Raw genomic sequence first — 16,201 nt, 5'->3', positions numbered from 1 at the left:
GCCCGCATGGCGGTCGGAATGCCCTTGCCCCGGCGTCATCGCCCCCCGGCCGGCAGGACGACGGCGCGGGGCCGCCACCGGATCCGGTGGGGGCCCCGCGCCGACGTACGACAGGCAGGCGTGGACCTCGGCTCAGCGCCGAGAACCGGCGGTTCAGGAACCGGTGGCGCGGACCGAGCCGGCGCTCGCACCGCTGGTGTCGCCCAGGAAGCAGGTGACCTCGCGGTCGCCGAGGGCCCAGGTGGCGGCCTGCGGGAAGTAGTAGTAGACCTCCAGCTTCTCCGAGAGCTGGGGGTCCTTGCCCACGTAGTCGGTCAGCAGCGTGCCGGAGCACTTCTCCTCGGCGAGCGAGGTGACCTTCTCCGTGCCCGGGTACGCACCGCCGTCCAGGTTGAAGACGGCGTACGCCTCGCCCTCGTGCGGCTGGTCGCAGGGCAGCACGCGCACCGAGAAGGAGGCCTCGCCGCCGTCCTCGTCCTGGTACTCCGCCAGGTCGCCGCCGGTGTTGAAGCAGTCCCCCTTGCGGATGTCGCTCACCTTGCGGGAGCCCGAGTCGGTGACCTGGCCGCTGTTGTCGCGTTTCGGAGAGGCTCCGTCGTCCAGCGCTCCGGAGAGCCCGAGGATCAGGAAGATCCCGTAGAAGGCGATGGTCACACCGTGGATGACGATCGCCGCGACGGCCAGGCCCTTGCCCTTCTCGCCCCGCTGGCGGATCTGGGAGAGGGCCACGATGCCGAGGATCAGCGGGACCAGCGGGATCGCGCACACGAGGGACATGATGAACGCGACGACGGCCAGCGCGTTGGTCTTCTGCGGGGCCGGCGGATACCAGCCCGGCGGGCCGCCGAACGCCGCGGGCTGCCCCGGCTGTCCGTACGGTCCCGGCTGCGGGTACGGCTCGGGGGACGACGGGGGGCCGGGCGGTATGGACATACGCGTGGAGCTCCTTGCTCAGAGGGTGGGACGCCGCCGACACCGGGGCGGTGGCGGCGATGGGCCGCCGCCCCGTGAAGGCAGGCTTGATGGTCGCACGGGGCTCGGACACCCCGAGCTCCGGCATCCCCTGCTGCCCGCCTGCGCCCGGACTCCGCCCCGCCGCCCGTCCACCCCGGCCCGCCGTGCGGAGCCCGTCCGGCGGCGCACCTCCCGAGGGGGGCCGTTGACAGGCGGTGACCTGCGGACGGAGACTGCGGGCGCGCCCCACCGGGCGTGCCCGGTGGCGTGCCCCGGTGCCCATACCGGCACCGGTGCGCCCGCGCCCGTACGGATCCGCCCAGGAGAGACCCCATGAGCATCCGCACCGTCCGCGACGTCTACGTCGTCGACGCCGTCCGCACCCCGATCGGCAAGTTCGGCGGCGCCCTCGCCGGGGTCCGGCCGGACGACCTGGCCGCGCACGTGGTGCGCGCGCTGGTGGACCGTACGCCCGACCTGGACCCGGCCCGTATCGACGACGTCGTCTTCGGCGACGCCAACGGCGCGGGCGAGGACAACCGCGACGTGGCCCGCATGGCGGTACTGCTGGCGGGACTGCCCGTGACCGTCCCCGGCGTCACCGTCAACCGGCTCTGCGGATCCGGCCTGGAAGCCGTGATCCAGGCGGCCCGCGCCATCGCGCTCGGCGACGCCTCCGTGGCCGTCGCGGGCGGCGTCGAGTCGATGAGCCGCGCCCCCTGGGTGGTCCAGAAGCCCGAACGGGCCTTCCCCGCCGGGCACCAGCAGATGTGGTCCACCACGCTGGGCTGGCGGATGACGAACCCGCGGATGCCCGCCGAGTGGACCGGCTCCCTCGGCGAGGGCGCCGAGCTGATCGCCGACAAATACGCCATCACCCGCGAGGCGCAGGACGCCTTCGCGCTGGAGAGCCACCGCAAGGCCGCGGCCGCCTGGGCCGCCGGCCTGTACGACGGGGAGGTCGTGCCCTACGGGGGTGCGGACCTGGCTCGGGACGAGTGCATCCGCGAGGGCTCCACGCCCGAGGCGCTGGCCAGGCTCAAGCCCGCCTTCCGGACGGACGGCCGGGGCACGGTCACGGCGGGCAACGCCTCCCCGCTCAACGACGGCGCGGCCGCGCTGCTGCTGACCGACGAGGCGGGCCTGGCGGCCACCGGCCGGGAACCGCTCGCCCGGATCAGCGCCTCCGCCGTCACCGGGATCGAGCCCCAGCTCTTCGGCCTCGGCCCGGTGGACGCCGTGCAGCGCGCCCTCGGCAAGGCGGGCCGCGGCCTCGGCGACCTGTCCGTCCTCGAACTCAACGAGGCGTTCGCGGCGCAGGCGTTGGGCTGCCTGGCTGCCTGGCCGGAGCTGGACCCGGCCGTGGTCAACCCGCGCGGCGGCGCCATCGCGATCGGCCACCCGCTCGGCGCCTCCGGTGCCCGGCTGGCCGGCTCGGTCGCCCACCAGCTGGCCGCGGCGGGCTCCGGTACGGGCATGGCGGCGCTGTGCATCGGCGTCGGGCAGGGCATCGCACTCGTCCTGGAGCGCTGATCCCCCGCCCACCAGGGCGTCGATCGTTTCCAGTCAGTACTCATCGTCAACTGCCCAATAACTGAACAGAAGTGGCGCCTCCGGTCTGGCACGATGGCGCGTGCTGCCGCCCCCCTCGTCCGGCACCCCGCCCATCCCCACCCGGAGGCCCCGCGCCATGCCGCTCCTCGACCCGATGCTCTGGCAGGACGGACCCACACTCACCGGCGGCGCGGCCCCGGTCGTCGAACCCGCGACCGGCCGCACCCTCGCCACCCTCGACCTCGCCGCGCCCGCCGACGTCGCGGAGGCCGCCGTACGCGCCCAGGCGGCGCAGCGCGACTGGGCGCGCACCATCCACCCCGTGCGGGCCGCGGTGCTGCGCCGCGCCGGGGACCTCTTCACCGCCCACGCCGACGAGCTGAGCCAGTGGCTGGTGCGCGAGTCCGGGTCGATACCCGGCAAGGCCGCCTTCGAGCTGCACGTCGCCGCGCAGGAGTGCTACGAGGCGGCTGCGCTGGCCTCGCGCCCGACCGGACAGGTGCTGCCGAGCGAGGAGCCCCGGCTGTCCTTCACCCGCCGGGTCCCGGCCGGCGTGGTCGGGGTCGTCGCCCCCTTCAACGCACCGCTGATCCTGGCGATCCGCTCGGTCGCGCCGGCCCTGGCGCTCGGCAACGCGGTGCTGCTCAAGCCGGACCGGCGCACCGCCGTCTGCGGCGGACTCGCGCTCGCCGCGGTCCTCGCCGCCGCGGGACTGCCGGACGGGCTGCTGCACGTCCTGCCCGGCGGCGCCGCCACGGGCGCCGCGGTGGTCGCCGACCCGCGGGTGCGGGTGGTCTCCTTCACCGGATCCACCGCCGTCGGCCGTACCGTCGCGGAACTGGCGGGGCGTCACCTCAAGCGGATGCACTTGGAGTTGGGAGGGAACTCGGCCCTCGTCGTGCTCCGCGACGCCGATGTCGGGGCCGCCGTCGCCCAGGCCTCCTGGGGCTCCTTCTTCCACCAGGGCCAGATCTGCATGACGGCAGGCCGCCACCTCGTGCACGCCTCGCTCTACGACGAGTACGTCGAGCGGCTCGCCGCACGCGCCGAGGAACTGGCCGTGGGCGATCCGTACCGCGAGCAGGTCCACCTGGGCCCGCTGATCGACCGCGCCCAGCTGGAGCGCGTACACGCACTGGTGGAGGCCAGCACCGCGGCGGGGGCCAAGCTCGTCGCCGGCGGCACGCACCGGGACCTCTTCTACCGGCCGACCGTGCTGGCCGCCGCCGCCGACGACACCCCCGCCTACGCCGAGGAGGTCTTCGGCCCGGTCGCGCCCGTACGGTCCTTCGCGACGGAGGACGAGGCGGTGGAACTGGCCTCGGCGGGACCGTACGGCCTGTCCCTCGGGATCGTCACCCGCGACGCGGGGCGCGGCCTCGACCTGGCGGAGCGGATCCCGACCGGGATCGCGCACGTCAACGACCAGACGGTGGGCGACGAGGCCGTCGCACCGTTCGGCGGTGTCGGCGCCTCGGGGAACGGCGCCCGCTTCGGCGGCGAGGCGAACCTGGACGCCTTCACCGAACTGCGCTGGACCACGGCCCGCACCACGCCCGCCGGCCACCCGTTCTGAGACACGCCCCTCGGCGGGGCGGAATGCCCGGGACGGGCCGTTCGTTCAAGGAGCAGACGGCTCTATCAGGAGGTCTGGACACCGTGGCTACAGTCGAGCTCACCAAGGAAAACTTCGACCGGACGGTCAGCGAGAACCCGTTCGTTCTGATCGACTTCTGGGCGGGCTGGTGCCGACCGTGCCTGCAGTTCGCACCCGTCTACGAAAGGGCCTCGGAGGCCCACCCCGACCTGGTCTTCGCCAAAGTGGACACCGAGGCCCAGCAGGAGCTGGCCGGCGCCTTCCAGATCACCTCGATCCCGACCCTGATGATCGTCCGGGACCAGGTGGCCATCTTCGCGCAGCCCGGCGCCCTGCCCGAGGCGGCCCTGACCGACCTCATCGGGCAGGCCCGCGCCCTCGACATGGACGAGGTACGCGCCAAGATCGCCGCCTCCCAGCCGGGCGCGCAGGACCCCGGCGGCCGGGGGCCCGGCACGCCGGACGCCTGAGTGCGTGACGCGGCCACCGATCAGCGGTGAGACTGGGCCGCATGAATGAAGTCGTGGAGTACGACGTCGTGGTGCTCGGCGGGGGACCGGCCGGCGAGAACATCGTCGACCGGACCCGCGCGGCCGGGCTGAGCACGGCCCTCGTGGAGAGCGAACTGGTCGGCGGAGAGTGCTCCTACTGGGCGTGCATCCCCAGCAAGGCGCTGCTGCGCCCGGTGCTGGCGCGGGCCGACGCCCGCCGGGTGCCGGGCCTGGCGGGCGCCGTCGAGGGCCCCCTGGACACGGGGGCGGTGTACGCGCACCGCGACACTTGGGTCGGCGACTGGAAGGACCAGGGCCAGATCGACTGGCTCGACTCCATCGGCGCCGACGTCCACCGCGGCCACGGCCGCCTCCGCGGGGTTCGCAAGGTGGCCGTCACCAGCCCCGAGGGCGAGCAGCAGGTGCTGTCGGCCCGGCACGCGGTGGTCGTCGCCACCGGGACCCGGGCCGCGGTCCCCGACCTCCCGGGCATCGCCGACGCCCGCCCGTGGACCAGTCGTGAGGCGACCTCCGCGCGGGAGGCCCCCGGCCGGCTGGTCATCGTGGGCGGTTCCGTGGTGGCCTGCGAGATGGCGACCGCCTGGCAGGCCCTGGGATCGCAGGTGACCGTCCTCGTACGCGGCTCCCGGCTGCTGCCGAGGATGGAGCCCTTCGCGGGGGAGCTCGTCGCCGACGCCCTGCGCGAGGCAGGCGCGGTGATCCGTACGGGGGTGGCCGTCGAGGCGGTCGTCCGGGACGGCTCGACCGGGCCCGTCAGCGTGGTGCTGGAGGGCGGGGAGGTCGTCGAGGGCGACGAACTGCTGATGGCGACGGGCCGGGCGCCGCGGACCGAGGACATCGGGCTGGACACCGTCGGCCTGGCGCCGGGCGGCTGGATCGGGGTCGACGAGACCTGCCAGGTGCCCGGCTTCGACTGGCTCTACGCCGTCGGGGACGTCAACCACCGCGCCCTTCTGACCCACCAGGGCAAGTACCAGGCCCGCATCGCGGGCGCCGCCATCGCGGCCCGCGCCGCGGGCTCCCCGCTGGACACCGCCGCCTGGGGAGCCCACGCGGCGACCGCCGACACCCGCGCGCTGCCCCAGGCCGTCTTCACCGACCCGGAGGCCGCCGCGGTGGGCCTCAGCCTGGCCGAGGCCGAGCGGACGGGCCGCAAGGTGCGCGCCGTCGACTACGACCTGTCCAAGGTCTCCGGCGCCGGGCTGTACGCCGAGGGCTACCGCGGCAGGGCCAGGATGATCGTCGAGCTTGACCGCGAGGTGCTGCTGGGGGCCACCTTCGTGGGCCCCGGCGCCGCCGAGCTGGTGCACGCGGCCACCGTCGCCGTCGCCGCAGAGGTCCCGATCGCGCGCCTGTGGCACGCGGTACCGGCCTTCCCGACCGTCAGCGAGATCTGGTTGCGCCTGCTGGAGACCTACCGCGGCTGAGGCGGGGGAGCAGGGAGCGTCCCGGCCGCCGCGCGCGGCCTCATTCGGCGATCTCGGTGCGTTCCCACCACTCGTACACGGGGAGCGGGCCCTCGGGCCCGTCCTGGGTCCGCGACGTGCTCCTGAAGTGCTCGTAGCCGCCGCGGTGCGCGATCTTCAGGTCTTCTCCGGGAGGGGCGGCCTCGACGATCCGTTCCTGCAGATCGTCCGGGCCGCCCTCAAGGGCTGCCTTGTTCGCCATGCCCCCAGTGTTCCCATTCGCGCGCCCGCGCGCATCAGGAAGGCCGCCGCCCGGGCGTGCCCGTGACCTCTTCCGACGGGCCGTCACGTGGCGTGCATCAGCCGTGCGCGCTTGATGCCGGCCGGCGACCCGGTACCGGGCGGCGACCCGCTACCGGGCGGTCGTGGCCCGCTGATAGCTGCGGCCGTCGCGGGTTCGCGTGAGCAGCCCCGAGGTGATCAGGTAGCGCCGCAGCGCCGGGCAGTCGTCGTGCACGGTGCGCAGGGCCTCGTTCACCTCGGGCTCCGTGTAGGTGCGTTCCACTGCGAACAGGGTCTCGGCCAGGTGGACGAGCAACTGCTCCCGCCGGGCCGCCTTGCGCGGGATCGCGGTGAGGCGGCCGCCGGAGAAGAGGTTGGAGACGTCCCGGCGGGCGGGGCGCGGGGCGGGCTGCTGCGGGGGTTCGGTGTTCTGCGACATGGCAGCGACCCTCTCGCGGCGCACCGGGTCCGGCAACGCAATTTCCCGCCCGGACCATGCGCCGGCCCGTCCGCCTCGGGCGACTCCGGGGCGGACGGGCCGGGCTTCGTACGGCGGGGCTCAGGGGCCGACGGTGATGTCCTGGGCCGGATCGGTGACGTCGGAGACCTTGTAGACCGCGTTGAACACGGACGCGGTGGCGCTGGTCGGGCAGCCGAACCCGCCGGTGACCTTGACCGGCACGGAGGCGTTGGTGAAGGTCAGGGTCGACGGGCTGCCGTTGGCCCAGGTGCCCGGAACGCTCCCCGGGGCAGTGGGCGCGGCGGTGACCGTACAGGAGGCCAGCCCGGTCGTCTTGAGGACCAGCCCGCCGGTCGGCACGGTCATGGTGGCCGTGATCGGTGCGCCGTCCTGCATGGACACCGCCCACGCACCGCTGGTGGTGACCGTCGGGGTCACCCCCGGCATGCTGGACGTGCAGGAGCTGTACGTCGGCGGCGAGATCGGTGAGGACACGGGCCCGGACGGGTTGCTGTTGCCGGGGGCGGCCGGCACCGTTCCGGTGGAGACCGAGACCGTGCAGGTCACCGTCACCGAACCGGCCTTGAGGGTGGCCTTGCCGCTGAGGACGGCTTTGAAGTCGTGGCCGGCCGGGGTGACGGTGGTCGACCCGGCCACGGGCACGGGAGCGGCGGAGGCGGTGACCGAGGCGAGCGCTATGGCTCCGGCGGCGGCCGTCCCGAGGGCGAGCGCGGTGCGCGTGCGGCTCATGGCTGTGCTCCTTGGGGATCAGGGTGCGGGGTGGGGGGAAGGGGCGCGCTCCGGGGCGCGACCGGAGCCGGGACCGAGCGCGGGACCGAAGCCGAAGCCGGCGCCGGCGCCGGGACCGGACCGGGCGTCGAAGCCGGCACCGGATCCGGGTCGGGCTCCGCCCCGGTCCCGGCCCCGGTTCCGCCGCCGGAGCGCCGGGCGGCGCACGGCTGCCAGGCGAACATCAGGCCGCCGCCGAGGATGCCGAGAAGGGTGCCGATCAGGAAGCCGCCCAGATTCGACAGGACCAGCGCGGCGGTGGCGATCAGGGTGGTGAGGACACCCGCGAGACCGCGCTGGGGTGGCGAGAACCAGGCGGTGAGGCCCAGCACGACCATCACGATGCCCAACAGGACGGACGGGATCCCCGCCACCCCCTGCTGGAGCATGATCTTCAACGGCGCCAGTGGGAGGACGCAGATCCACGCCCCGGCCAGGATCGCGAACAGCCCGCCCCAGAAGGGCCTGCTGCGCCGCCACCGCCGCCACCGCTGACGGCGGCTCAGAAGCATTCCTTCTTGCCCTTGCTGACGTTCATGCTGAGGCCGGAGAGCTTGAAGGTTCCGGCGTTCGTCGCCCACGCCGTCTGCTGGAGACCGGTGATGCGGACCGTGTCGGCCTGCTGGGCGAAGAGGTCCTGCATGCCCTGCGCGTCCGCCGGACCCTTGTCGAGGGTGGAGGCGTCGCGCCCGATCTCGATGTTGCTGAAGACGGCGTCACCGGCGAGCTGGGTCGCGTCGACGAAGAGGTTGCTCGCCTCCACCGGGGTCTTCCCGCCCGCGGTGAGGTTGAGCGAGATGTCCCCGATCACCGGGAGCGTGGTGACGACGGACTGGCAGAGGTTGCTGAGCTTGGCCTCCCGGATGGCGGTGACGGCCACCGGGATGAGCTCGTCGCGGGCGTTGACGTCGACGCCGCCGTACTGCGCGAAGCCCTCGCCCTCCAGGCTGCTCGCCGACACCTTGAACTGCTGTCCCGACACGGCGAACGAGGCGGCCAGAACGCCCTGGGCGAGAGCGATGCCGAGTCCTGCGGTCACCGCGACGGCGGGGACGGTCAGCACGGCGAACCGGCGCCAGCGGACGCGGCCGGAGTCGCCGCGCTCGTCGGATAAGTCGGATAAGTGGGGGGAACCGGTCATGGGATCGTCCCTTATTTCGGCTGTGCACCGTTGTTACCGACGAGTTGAATGTAAGAGTGCCAATGGTGGTTGGCAAGGTTGTGCGAGCGCACCCTTTGAGTCGACTCCTACTGCTCCGTACGCAGCAGTTCGGCGACCTCCGCGTCCACCCGGCGGGCCATCGCCCGCGCGAACTCCGTGGCCACGACCTCGCCGGCCACCGGCCGTAGGGCCGTCACCGCCGCCGTGACGTGCTGGATCTGGGTGGCCGAAAGCAGCTCCAGCCCCTCCGCGCCGATCACATGCCGCCGGAACAGTCCGACGAACCGGTCCGCGAGCGCGGCCGCCTGTGCCTGTACGAACTCCCCGGCGTCCAGGATCTCCGTCAGCGGCACCCCCTGCCGTACCAGCGCCAGCGTCGCCTCCAGCAGCCGCCGGCTCGGGTAGGTGACCAGCTCGCCGTCGACCGTGACGTAGCCGAGCTCCGCCGCCCGCCGGGTGTCCTCGGCGGTGGCCGTCGGGCCGAACAGCTCGCGCAGCGCGGCGCGGGTCATCGTCACCGGCTCCTCCTGCACCCAGTCGCGGGTCATCTCCCGCTCCAGGCCCAGCAGTTGGGACAGGCCTCCGCCGTCCTCCCACGCGTTCAGCAGCTCCGCGATGCCGTTGACCGTGTAGCCGCGCCCCAACAGGTCGCTGATCAGGCGCAGTCGGGTCAGGTGGTCGTCGGAGTACCAGGCGATCCGGCCCTCCCGGCGCGGCGGCGGGAGCAGCCCGCGCTCCTGGTAGTAGCGCAGGTTGCGCACCTTGACGCCGGCCGCCCGGGCCACGTCCTCCCGGCGGTAGCGCCCGCCGATGCCTGCCCCGTCACCGCTTCCGTCTCCCACCTGGCTGCTCACGCGCCAGAGTGTAGGACGTACCGGCAGGTCACATAGGGCGTGCGGGGCGCGGACGATCCTCCTTGACCGCCCGCAGGACCACGAACTTCGGCTCGCTCGCGACGACTTCGCTGTTGCCGAAGAGGCGGCGCAGGTGGGTGTGGTAACCCATGTGCCGGTTGGCGACGACCCACAGCTCACCGCGCGGCCGCAGCGCCTTGCGCGACTGGGCGAACATGCGCAGCGCCGTCGCGTCCGTGGTGGCCTGATGGGAGTGGAAGGGCGGGTTGCACAGGATCAGGTCCACCGAGCCCGGGTCCAGCATGGCGACGCCGTCACCCACGAGGAAGTCGGCCCGCTCGCGCTCGCGGTGCACGTTGGCGCGGAACGTGGCCTTCGCCGAGGCGATTGCCTGGTACGACTCGTCGGTGAACACGATCTCGGCCCGCGGGTCCGCGACGGCGACGGCGGTGCCGACGATGCCGTTGCCGCATCCCAGGTCCACGACCCGGGCGCCGTTCGTGTTGGTCGGGATGCTCTGCAGGAAGAAGCGGGTGCCGACGTCGAGCCGGTCCGCGCAGAAGATGCCGGCGTGGTTGACGGCGGTCAGCCCGGCACCCGAACCCGCCTCCTGGTCCAGCTTGTACGTCACCGGCCACGGGTCGTCGCCGCCGCGCGTCGCGGTGGCGGCGCCGGGCGTGCAGAAGATCAGCCGGGCCTTCTTCTCGGCGAGCGAGGTCCTGGTCGGGCCGAGGATCTTCTCGAAGAGGTTGAGGGTGGAAGTGTGGATCTCCTTGACCATGCCCGTGCCGACGACGACGGTGCCCTCGTGCACGTGCGGAGCCAGCCGGTACAGCTGGTCCTCCAGCAGCGCCAGGCTCTTGGGCACCCGCACGAGGAGTACGTCGATCCGCTCTGGCGGCGGGTCCTGCGTGGTCAGCAGCCGCACCGTGGACTTGGCGGTGCCGATCCCGGCCCGGTCCAGGTTCGCCGCGGTACCGGCCCGCGACAGGTACGAATCGGTGATCTGCGTCGGGCGGTACGCGGCCAGTGGCGTCGTCAACGCCCCCCAGCGGTCACCGAGGATGGTGATCTGCCCGGCGCCGGCCAGGTCCACCGGACCGTGTTCCCCCGTACCGGAGTCGAGGTGGCGCAGCAGGTACTCGTCGGCGGCGTCCCAGGCGCGGAGCCGGTCGCGCGGGTCCTCGGGGAAGCGGGTGAGCTCGTAGGAGCCGAAAGGCGTGGTCAGACGGTTCATCGTGCCCCCAGGCTAACCGAGGCGGACGCCCGGCCCCGCACGCACGGGCCGGGCGTCCGCCGTACGGGCCGCTGTACGGGCCGCCGTACGGGCCGCTACTCGGGGATCTCGCCGGCCATCGCGGCGGCCATCCGCAGGTGGGGACGGGCCTCGCCGGGCCGCCCCAGACGCTCCAGGGTGCGACCGAGCAGCAGCTGGGCGTAGTCCTCCACCGGCCACCGCTCCAGCACGGCGCGCAGCTCGTGCTCGGCGCGCGAGAGCTGGGCGGAGTGGTAGTAGGCACGGGCCAGCAGCAGCCGCGGAGCCAGCTGCTCGGGGGCCTCGCCCGCCAGCGGCTCCAGGATGCGGGCGGCCGTCGCGTACTCCCGCGCGTCGAAGAAGAGCTGGGCGCGCCCCCAGCGCTCGGCTGCCGTCCCGTGCTCGAAATACCCCGTCGGCGCGTTCATCGCGTCCCTTCCGCGTTCAGGTGGTTCGTCCGCTGCCCCCAACACGCCTGGCCGCCGGAACATTCCACTCAACACGGCCGCCCCCTCGGGGCTACGTTGTGCGCATGAGCAATCTCGATCGCCATCCCGCTCTCTCCGCCTGCGGCGGCCGCGGATTCGTCGTGGCCGAACCGGTGCGCGAGCTCCTCAGCCCGCGCACGGTCAAGCTCGGGGAGTCCACCGAGGTACGCCGGCTCCTGCCGAACCTGGGCCGCCGCATGGTGGGTGCCTGGTGTTTCGTGGACCACTACGGTCCGGACGACATCGCCGACGAGCCCGGCATGCAGGTCGCGCCGCACCCGCACTCCGGGCTCCAGACGGTGAGCTGGCTCCACGAGGGCGAGGTGCTGCACCGCGACAGCGTCGGCAGCCTGGAGACGATCCGCCCGCGCGAGCTGGGCCTGATGACCTCCGGCCGCGGCATCAGCCACTCCGAGGAGAGCCCGCGCCCGCACGCGCGCTTCCTGCACGGCGCCCAGCTGTGGGTGGCCCTGCCCGACGCCCACCGCAACGTGGAACCGCACTTCCAGCACCACGCGGACCTGCCGCGAGTGACGGCGCCGGGCCTGACGGCGACGGTCATCCTCGGCACCCTGGACACGGCGACCTCGCCCGGCTCGGCGTACACCCCGATCGTGGGCGCGGACCTGGCCCTGGCGGCGGGCACGCAGACCCGCGTCCCGCTGGACCCGGACTTCGAGTACGCCGTCCTGTCCATGTCGGGCGAAGCCCACGTCGACGGCGTCCCGGTCCTCCCGGGCTCGATGCTCTACCTCGGCTGCGGCCGCACGGAACTCCCCCTGCGCGCAGCCTCGGACGCGGGCCTGATGCTCCTGGGCGGCGAGCCGTTCGAGGAGGAGATCGTGATGTTCTGGAACTGGATCGGCCGCTCCCAAGAGGACATCGCACAGGCCCGCGAAGACTGGATGAAGGGGACGAGATTCGGCGAGGTGAAGGGGTACGGCGGCCCTCCACTTCCGGCTCCTGAGCTGCCCCCGGCCCACCTCAAACCACGCGGACGAGTGCGCTGACCTGCGGTAACTGGAGAGAGGTGGTCCTGCCGGGCGTGGGTCGTATGCCTTCCGGTTGCTGAAACTTCCGTACTTCCGATCACGCCCCGCGCTTGCCCTTCGATGGTGCGGGGCCTTCCCCGTCTGTGGGCGTCCGTGGGTGGGCGTATGTCTACGAATGCTGACCCAATGCTGACTTTTCTGACGCTGCATCAGCTAATGCTTCGGGCAGGTGCAGGCGTCGAATCGACTTCGTCGGCGATCGGCGCTTGTCTGGAAGTTGCTCCCGGCTACGTGCCCGTCGGGGTGCCCGCTGGGCTTCGCTAGGCTCGGACCGAGAGTCTGATCGCCCGGGTTCTACCTCTTGTAGGAAGCTGACAACCCCTGCAGCGGTCGTCGCAGCGACGTCCGCCGCGCAGTCTCGGCGAGGCGGGCTTCCGGGAGGCAGTGCGATGAACGGCACTGCCGTAAGGGTGTCCGCGGCTCTGTGGCGTGCCTTCCCTTGGCCCTCGTCAGAACGGTTCACAGGTGCGGTTGGGCCGGTAGCGCGCCGGCGTGAGTCAGCGGACCGTTCGGACGCGCGAGCGACCGGCAGTCGGCACAGACGAGGGGCCTGAGAGCGGCCCGCGAGGAGACCGGCCTTTCGGACTTCAAGATCGTCCGCAAGCTCGGCGAGACCGAGTACGACATCAGCCCGTACCGGTTCGAGATCCAGCACCGGCACGTCTTCCACCTGGAGCTGACCGAGCCGACGCCGAAGCGCTGGATGAGCCAGGAGGACCACGACGGCGAGCAGGAGCCGACCTACTTCGAGTGTTTCTGGATCCCGCTGGAGGCCGCGCACATTCTCCAGTCCGGCCAAGGCGCCCTACTGGGGCGTCTGTCCGACTAGCCACTGCAAGCGGGGGCGGAGGTACTGACTGAGAGTGGCGGCGCTCACTACGGCGCCCAAGGCCCTCGACCAGCATAGATTCCCGCACGGACAGCAACTCTGGACGAGCCACCGACTCATCGCAGGCGGCTTCTGCATGTTGAGATCCCTTGCCCAACGCCCGCCGTCTGGCCCGTGCCAACAAACTGTGCCCGTCCCAACCTGAGCAGCTCACAGCAACCACCAGCGGCATGCGCCGTCGAGGCCGATGCACTTCGGCGTTGGCCCCGACGGCAAGTCCACAAAGCCGGAAAGCTACTTCGCAGCCTCTACCCGAAGGGCGCCGGCGCCGATGGCGCCCCGGAGGACGTGAGCGATCTCCTCGGGCTTGAGGTCGATGCCGTCGAGGCCCTCGACGGTCAGCGGGATCTCCTCCAGCGCGTACTCGCCGCGGCCCTCGGCGCTGAACTCGGGACCGGTGCGGTCATCGAAGGACCAGGTGGCGATGCGGGCGAGGTAGAAGAGCTGACGCTCGTCGTCGGACTCCATCGTGTGGAGGAGTCGGACGACGTCAACCTTCCCCGCGATCTCCTCGTGGATCTCCCGGTGAAGGGCGGCCTCCCGGGACTCGTCGCTGGGTTCGACGCCGCCGCCGGGCAGGACCCAGTACACGGGGATGCCGGGCTTGGTGCGACGGATGACCAGCATCGTGTCGTCAGCGGTGACGAGGACGGCGCGGACTCGTTCGATCATTTCGGTCTGTCTCCTTGCTTGTTGACGGTCTCAGTACAGCGGCCAGCCGCCATCGACGTGGACGGATTGCCCAGCAACGGCCGACGACCGGCGAAGTTGATGTGCTCCGTGTTGACGGACGCATCGTGTCGACGGGGCTCTTCCTGCTACGGTCATCCGTTCGCCGAGGAGGTCGTGATGAAGGGATCCTTGACCGCTGCTGCCCAGGTGGATCTACGCCGTCAGCCGGTGGAAGACGTGCTGAAGCGCGTAGAAGCGGCCCTGCATGTGCAACTGGATCGGCAGGCCCTGGTACGCAAGCGGCGTTCCCTGAGCTGCCGTACCGAACGGGATACATGGGTGCGCATTGAGCGGCGGGGATTCGAGCGGATCGGCACGCAGGGCTGGAACGGGACCGAGGCCGCTGCGGTTCTTCAGGGGGTCGCGATGCCCGAGTGGTACCAGGGCCTGGCGTGGCGTGAGCCGGGCGAGCCTGTGATGTGGCGCGCGGATGAGCTGGAGCTGATTCCATCGCCGTCTATCGGCAAAGGCGCCCTGGTGCTCGAAGACCCGGGCCTGCCGGACGAGTGGTGGGCGGCGCTGAACGCTTCGCTGAACGCGCTTGCCTCACAGCAGACACCGCGGATTGCGACACCGGACACAGTGACGATCACGCAGGAGCACGTGACCCAGACCCTCGGAGCGGTCTTCCCCAGGGTGGCCGATACACGGATCGAGCGGTGGTGGCCGGCTCATGCAGATCTGACCTGGGCCAACGTGATGGGGCCGGGGTTCTCCCTCATTGATTGGGAGGACTGGGGCATGGCGCCCCGGGGCCTGGACGCCGCAACGCTGTGGGGCAACGCGCTTGCCGTCCCAGGGCTCGCGAACCGCGTCCAGCAGGAGCGGCGTGCGGATTTGGAGAGCCGGGACGGCAAGCTGATGTCGCTGTTCTTCCTGTCGAAGATCGTCGGACCCTACGCGTACGAGGAGGATCCGCTGCTGGCGCCAGCCCGGAAGGAGGCCGAGCGCCTGGTAGCCGAGCTTCAGCTCTGACGGTGTCCATGGAGGGCCCGCAGGTACTGACTGACGGCGGCGGTGTCCACCTCCGCGCCCAGGGTCTGGACCAACTGGGCCAGGTGCCCGGGGTCGTCGGTACCGACCGCCATCGCGGAGGCGCTGGGCAGGTAAAACGAGACCCGGAACGCCGCCTGTATGCGGGACAGATCCTCGTGACGCGGTCGCAGGAACGGCCGGGGGTCGAATTCCTCCCACACCTTCCTGTGGCCGCCACCGAAGGGACTCATCCCCCAGGTCTCGCCCGGCTGCCAGGCCGTGCGCAGGACGTTTATGGCGTCGAGTAGGTCGATGCCCACGAGGAACCCGGCCCGGACCATCAAGAGGTCCGGGGACGGCAGGTCGTCCACCTGGACCATCTCGAGCGACCGGGTATCCCAGGAGGCCACACCCCAGGTGCCGCACAGGCCGTCGCGGGCGGCATCTGCCAGGGCAGTGCAGGCGTTGCCGAGAAGGGTGCGGCCATCGGGAGTGGACAGGCCCGCGAGGCTCCGCTCGGGGTTGTGGAGGAGCACGGTGTCAGGTTCCCTGCCGAGTTCCCGGGCCGCTCGCTCGATGGCCAGCCGCAGCCGCAGCCGGACCGGATCAAGGGAGTGCTCTGCACCTCCAGCGCTCGGGAAGAAGCCCACCTTCGTGGAGAGGGCGAACTTTGGCAGCAGATCGGCCGCCGTCTCAGCCAGCACCGCGTGCGAGCGGAAGCCGAGGTAGGGAGCCGCCGTATCCAGGGCGGTGACGCCGAGGTCGAGTGCGGCCGTCAGGATGTCGCGGTGGTGACGAGACCGATGTAGGCCGAGGACAAGGTGGGGGTCAGCTCCGTGCACAGTTCCTCCTTCAGCAGGATCTCGGCGAGCTGTTCCACGTCTACGCCGGTCTTCTCGGCGGCGTCGGCGATGACGACGGGGTGGCCGCACCGCCATGGAGCTGTGGAAGGTCACCGCCATCCCCGTCATCGAAGGCGCTCAAGGGCATCGTCAGCCGCGCCGACCTCCTCAAGATCTTCCTGCGCACCGACGACGACCTCGCAGCCGAAGTCCTCAGGGAGGTCGTCGAGCGGCTCTTCCGCCCTCTCGCCACAAGACATCAAGATCGATGTCACGCACGGTGTCGTCTCCCTGACGGGCCACGTCCGCGACGCCCACCTCATCCCCGGGGCCACCCGGCCCGCCCAGGCCGTCGAAGGCGTGGTCGACGTGCGGTGCCGCCTGGAATTCCCCTGAGC

The 16,201-nt window shown here is 72.0% G+C and carries 20 protein-coding genes; 8 read left to right on the top strand and 12 right to left on the bottom strand.

Annotation, left to right across the window (positions count from 1 at the left end):
* Positions 1 to 153 precede the first annotated feature (153 nt).
* On the bottom strand, positions 154 to 933 hold the full coding sequence (locus ACFWFZ_RS11415; protein ID WP_387120067.1) for a DUF4190 domain-containing protein: 780 nt from the start codon (positions 931 to 933) through the stop codon (positions 154 to 156).
* 354 nt (positions 934 to 1,287) lie between these two features.
* On the opposite strand from ACFWFZ_RS11415, the gene ACFWFZ_RS11410 reads away from it, so the two are divergent.
* The 4 genes from ACFWFZ_RS11410 (at position 1,288) to ACFWFZ_RS11395 (ending at position 6,044) form a co-directional block, all read left to right on the top strand.
* Positions 1,288 to 2,487: a thiolase family protein gene (locus ACFWFZ_RS11410; RefSeq protein ID WP_387120064.1), complete on the top strand. Its 1,200-nt coding sequence runs from the start codon at positions 1,288 to 1,290 to the stop codon at positions 2,485 to 2,487.
* Between the two features lie 157 nt (positions 2,488 to 2,644).
* Positions 2,645 to 4,084, top strand: a complete 1,440-nt coding sequence (locus ACFWFZ_RS11405) for an aldehyde dehydrogenase family protein (protein WP_387120062.1) — start codon at positions 2,645 to 2,647, stop codon at positions 4,082 to 4,084.
* An 83-nt stretch (positions 4,085 to 4,167) separates the two neighbouring features.
* Positions 4,168 to 4,575 (top strand): thioredoxin family protein, encoded by a 408-nt coding sequence (locus ACFWFZ_RS11400; protein WP_387120059.1) that lies wholly within the window; start codon positions 4,168 to 4,170, stop codon positions 4,573 to 4,575.
* 41 nt (positions 4,576 to 4,616) lie between these two features.
* On the top strand, positions 4,617 to 6,044 hold the full coding sequence (locus ACFWFZ_RS11395) for a dihydrolipoyl dehydrogenase family protein (RefSeq protein WP_387120056.1): 1,428 nt from the start codon (positions 4,617 to 4,619) through the stop codon (positions 6,042 to 6,044).
* 40 nt (positions 6,045 to 6,084) lie between these two features.
* Here the strand turns inward: ACFWFZ_RS11395 and ACFWFZ_RS11390 are convergent, their stop codons facing one another.
* The 8 genes from ACFWFZ_RS11390 to ACFWFZ_RS11355 all read right to left on the bottom strand — a co-directional run bounded on the left by ACFWFZ_RS11390 (position 6,085) and on the right by ACFWFZ_RS11355 (position 11,253).
* Positions 6,085 to 6,285 carry a DUF5988 family protein gene (locus ACFWFZ_RS11390; protein ID WP_387120053.1) on the bottom strand — a complete coding sequence of 67 codons (201 nt, stop codon included), beginning with the start codon at positions 6,283 to 6,285 and terminating at the stop codon, positions 6,085 to 6,087.
* Positions 6,286 to 6,435: 150 nt separating this feature from the next.
* Entirely contained in the window at positions 6,436 to 6,744 is a 309-nt protein-coding gene (locus ACFWFZ_RS11385) for a DUF2087 domain-containing protein (RefSeq protein WP_387120050.1), read from the bottom strand.
* A gap of 120 nt (positions 6,745 to 6,864) precedes the next feature.
* A complete protein-coding gene (locus ACFWFZ_RS11380; protein WP_387120047.1) occupies positions 6,865 to 7,515 on the bottom strand; it encodes a hypothetical protein in 651 nt (216 codons plus the stop codon).
* On the bottom strand, positions 7,512 to 8,066 hold the full coding sequence (locus ACFWFZ_RS11375) for a DUF6114 domain-containing protein (protein ID WP_387120045.1): 555 nt from the start codon (positions 8,064 to 8,066) through the stop codon (positions 7,512 to 7,514). The genes ACFWFZ_RS11380 and ACFWFZ_RS11375 overlap by 4 nt, the downstream gene beginning before the upstream one ends.
* A complete protein-coding gene (locus tag ACFWFZ_RS11370; RefSeq protein ID WP_387120041.1) occupies positions 8,057 to 8,695 on the bottom strand; it encodes a DUF6230 family protein in 639 nt (212 codons plus the stop codon). The genes ACFWFZ_RS11375 and ACFWFZ_RS11370 overlap by 10 nt, the downstream gene beginning before the upstream one ends.
* A gap of 107 nt (positions 8,696 to 8,802) precedes the next feature.
* On the bottom strand, positions 8,803 to 9,570 hold the full coding sequence (locus ACFWFZ_RS11365; RefSeq protein ID WP_387120038.1) for a MerR family transcriptional regulator: 768 nt from the start codon (positions 9,568 to 9,570) through the stop codon (positions 8,803 to 8,805).
* A 28-nt stretch (positions 9,571 to 9,598) separates the two neighbouring features.
* Complete coding sequence (locus ACFWFZ_RS11360) at positions 9,599 to 10,807, bottom strand: methyltransferase (RefSeq protein WP_387120036.1); 1,209 nt, start codon at positions 10,805 to 10,807, stop codon at positions 9,599 to 9,601.
* 95 nt (positions 10,808 to 10,902) lie between these two features.
* The gene (locus tag ACFWFZ_RS11355; RefSeq protein ID WP_387120033.1) at positions 10,903 to 11,253 is read right to left on the bottom strand and encodes a tetratricopeptide repeat protein; all 351 of its coding nucleotides are present in this window, start codon (positions 11,251 to 11,253) and stop codon (positions 10,903 to 10,905) included.
* Between the two features lie 104 nt (positions 11,254 to 11,357).
* On the opposite strand from ACFWFZ_RS11355, the gene ACFWFZ_RS11350 reads away from it, so the two are divergent.
* Both ACFWFZ_RS11350 and ACFWFZ_RS11345 read left to right on the top strand, forming a co-directional pair.
* Entirely contained in the window at positions 11,358 to 12,323 is a 966-nt protein-coding gene (locus ACFWFZ_RS11350) for a pirin family protein (RefSeq protein ID WP_387120030.1), read from the top strand.
* 745 nt (positions 12,324 to 13,068) lie between these two features.
* Positions 13,069 to 13,194 carry a hypothetical protein gene (locus tag ACFWFZ_RS11345; protein WP_387120027.1) on the top strand — a complete coding sequence of 42 codons (126 nt, stop codon included), beginning with the start codon at positions 13,069 to 13,071 and terminating at the stop codon, positions 13,192 to 13,194.
* A 294-nt stretch (positions 13,195 to 13,488) separates the two neighbouring features.
* Here ACFWFZ_RS11345 and ACFWFZ_RS11340 read toward each other — a convergent pair whose 3' ends face one another.
* Positions 13,489 to 13,926, bottom strand: coding sequence for an NUDIX domain-containing protein (locus ACFWFZ_RS11340; protein WP_387120024.1), 438 nt, complete (start codon positions 13,924 to 13,926; stop codon positions 13,489 to 13,491).
* Between the two features lie 177 nt (positions 13,927 to 14,103).
* Between ACFWFZ_RS11340 and ACFWFZ_RS11335 the strand changes: the two genes are divergently transcribed.
* Positions 14,104 to 14,961, top strand: coding sequence for a hypothetical protein (locus ACFWFZ_RS11335; RefSeq protein WP_387120021.1), 858 nt, complete (start codon positions 14,104 to 14,106; stop codon positions 14,959 to 14,961).
* Here the strand turns inward: ACFWFZ_RS11335 and ACFWFZ_RS11330 are convergent.
* Entirely contained in the window at positions 14,952 to 15,707 is a 756-nt protein-coding gene (locus ACFWFZ_RS11330; protein ID WP_387120637.1) for an aldo/keto reductase, read from the bottom strand. The two genes, ACFWFZ_RS11335 and ACFWFZ_RS11330, sit on opposite strands and share 10 nt — an antisense overlap.
* A 221-nt stretch (positions 15,708 to 15,928) precedes the next feature.
* Positions 15,929 to 16,078, bottom strand: coding sequence for a hypothetical protein (locus ACFWFZ_RS11325; RefSeq protein ID WP_387120690.1), 150 nt, complete (start codon positions 16,076 to 16,078; stop codon positions 15,929 to 15,931).
* Between ACFWFZ_RS11325 and ACFWFZ_RS11320 the strand changes: the two genes are divergently transcribed.
* Complete coding sequence (locus ACFWFZ_RS11320) at positions 16,062 to 16,199, top strand: BON domain-containing protein (RefSeq protein WP_387120634.1); 138 nt, start codon at positions 16,062 to 16,064, stop codon at positions 16,197 to 16,199. The two genes, ACFWFZ_RS11325 and ACFWFZ_RS11320, sit on opposite strands and share 17 nt — an antisense overlap.
* The last annotated feature ends 2 nt before the right edge of the window (positions 16,200 to 16,201 follow it).

The organism is Streptomyces sp. NPDC060232 (assembly GCF_042726555.1).
GTDB lineage: Bacteria > Actinomycetota > Actinomycetes > Streptomycetales > Streptomycetaceae > Streptomyces.
Note: the sequence above shows the minus strand (reverse complement) of the source record. Positions and strands in the feature narration are given on the sequence as shown.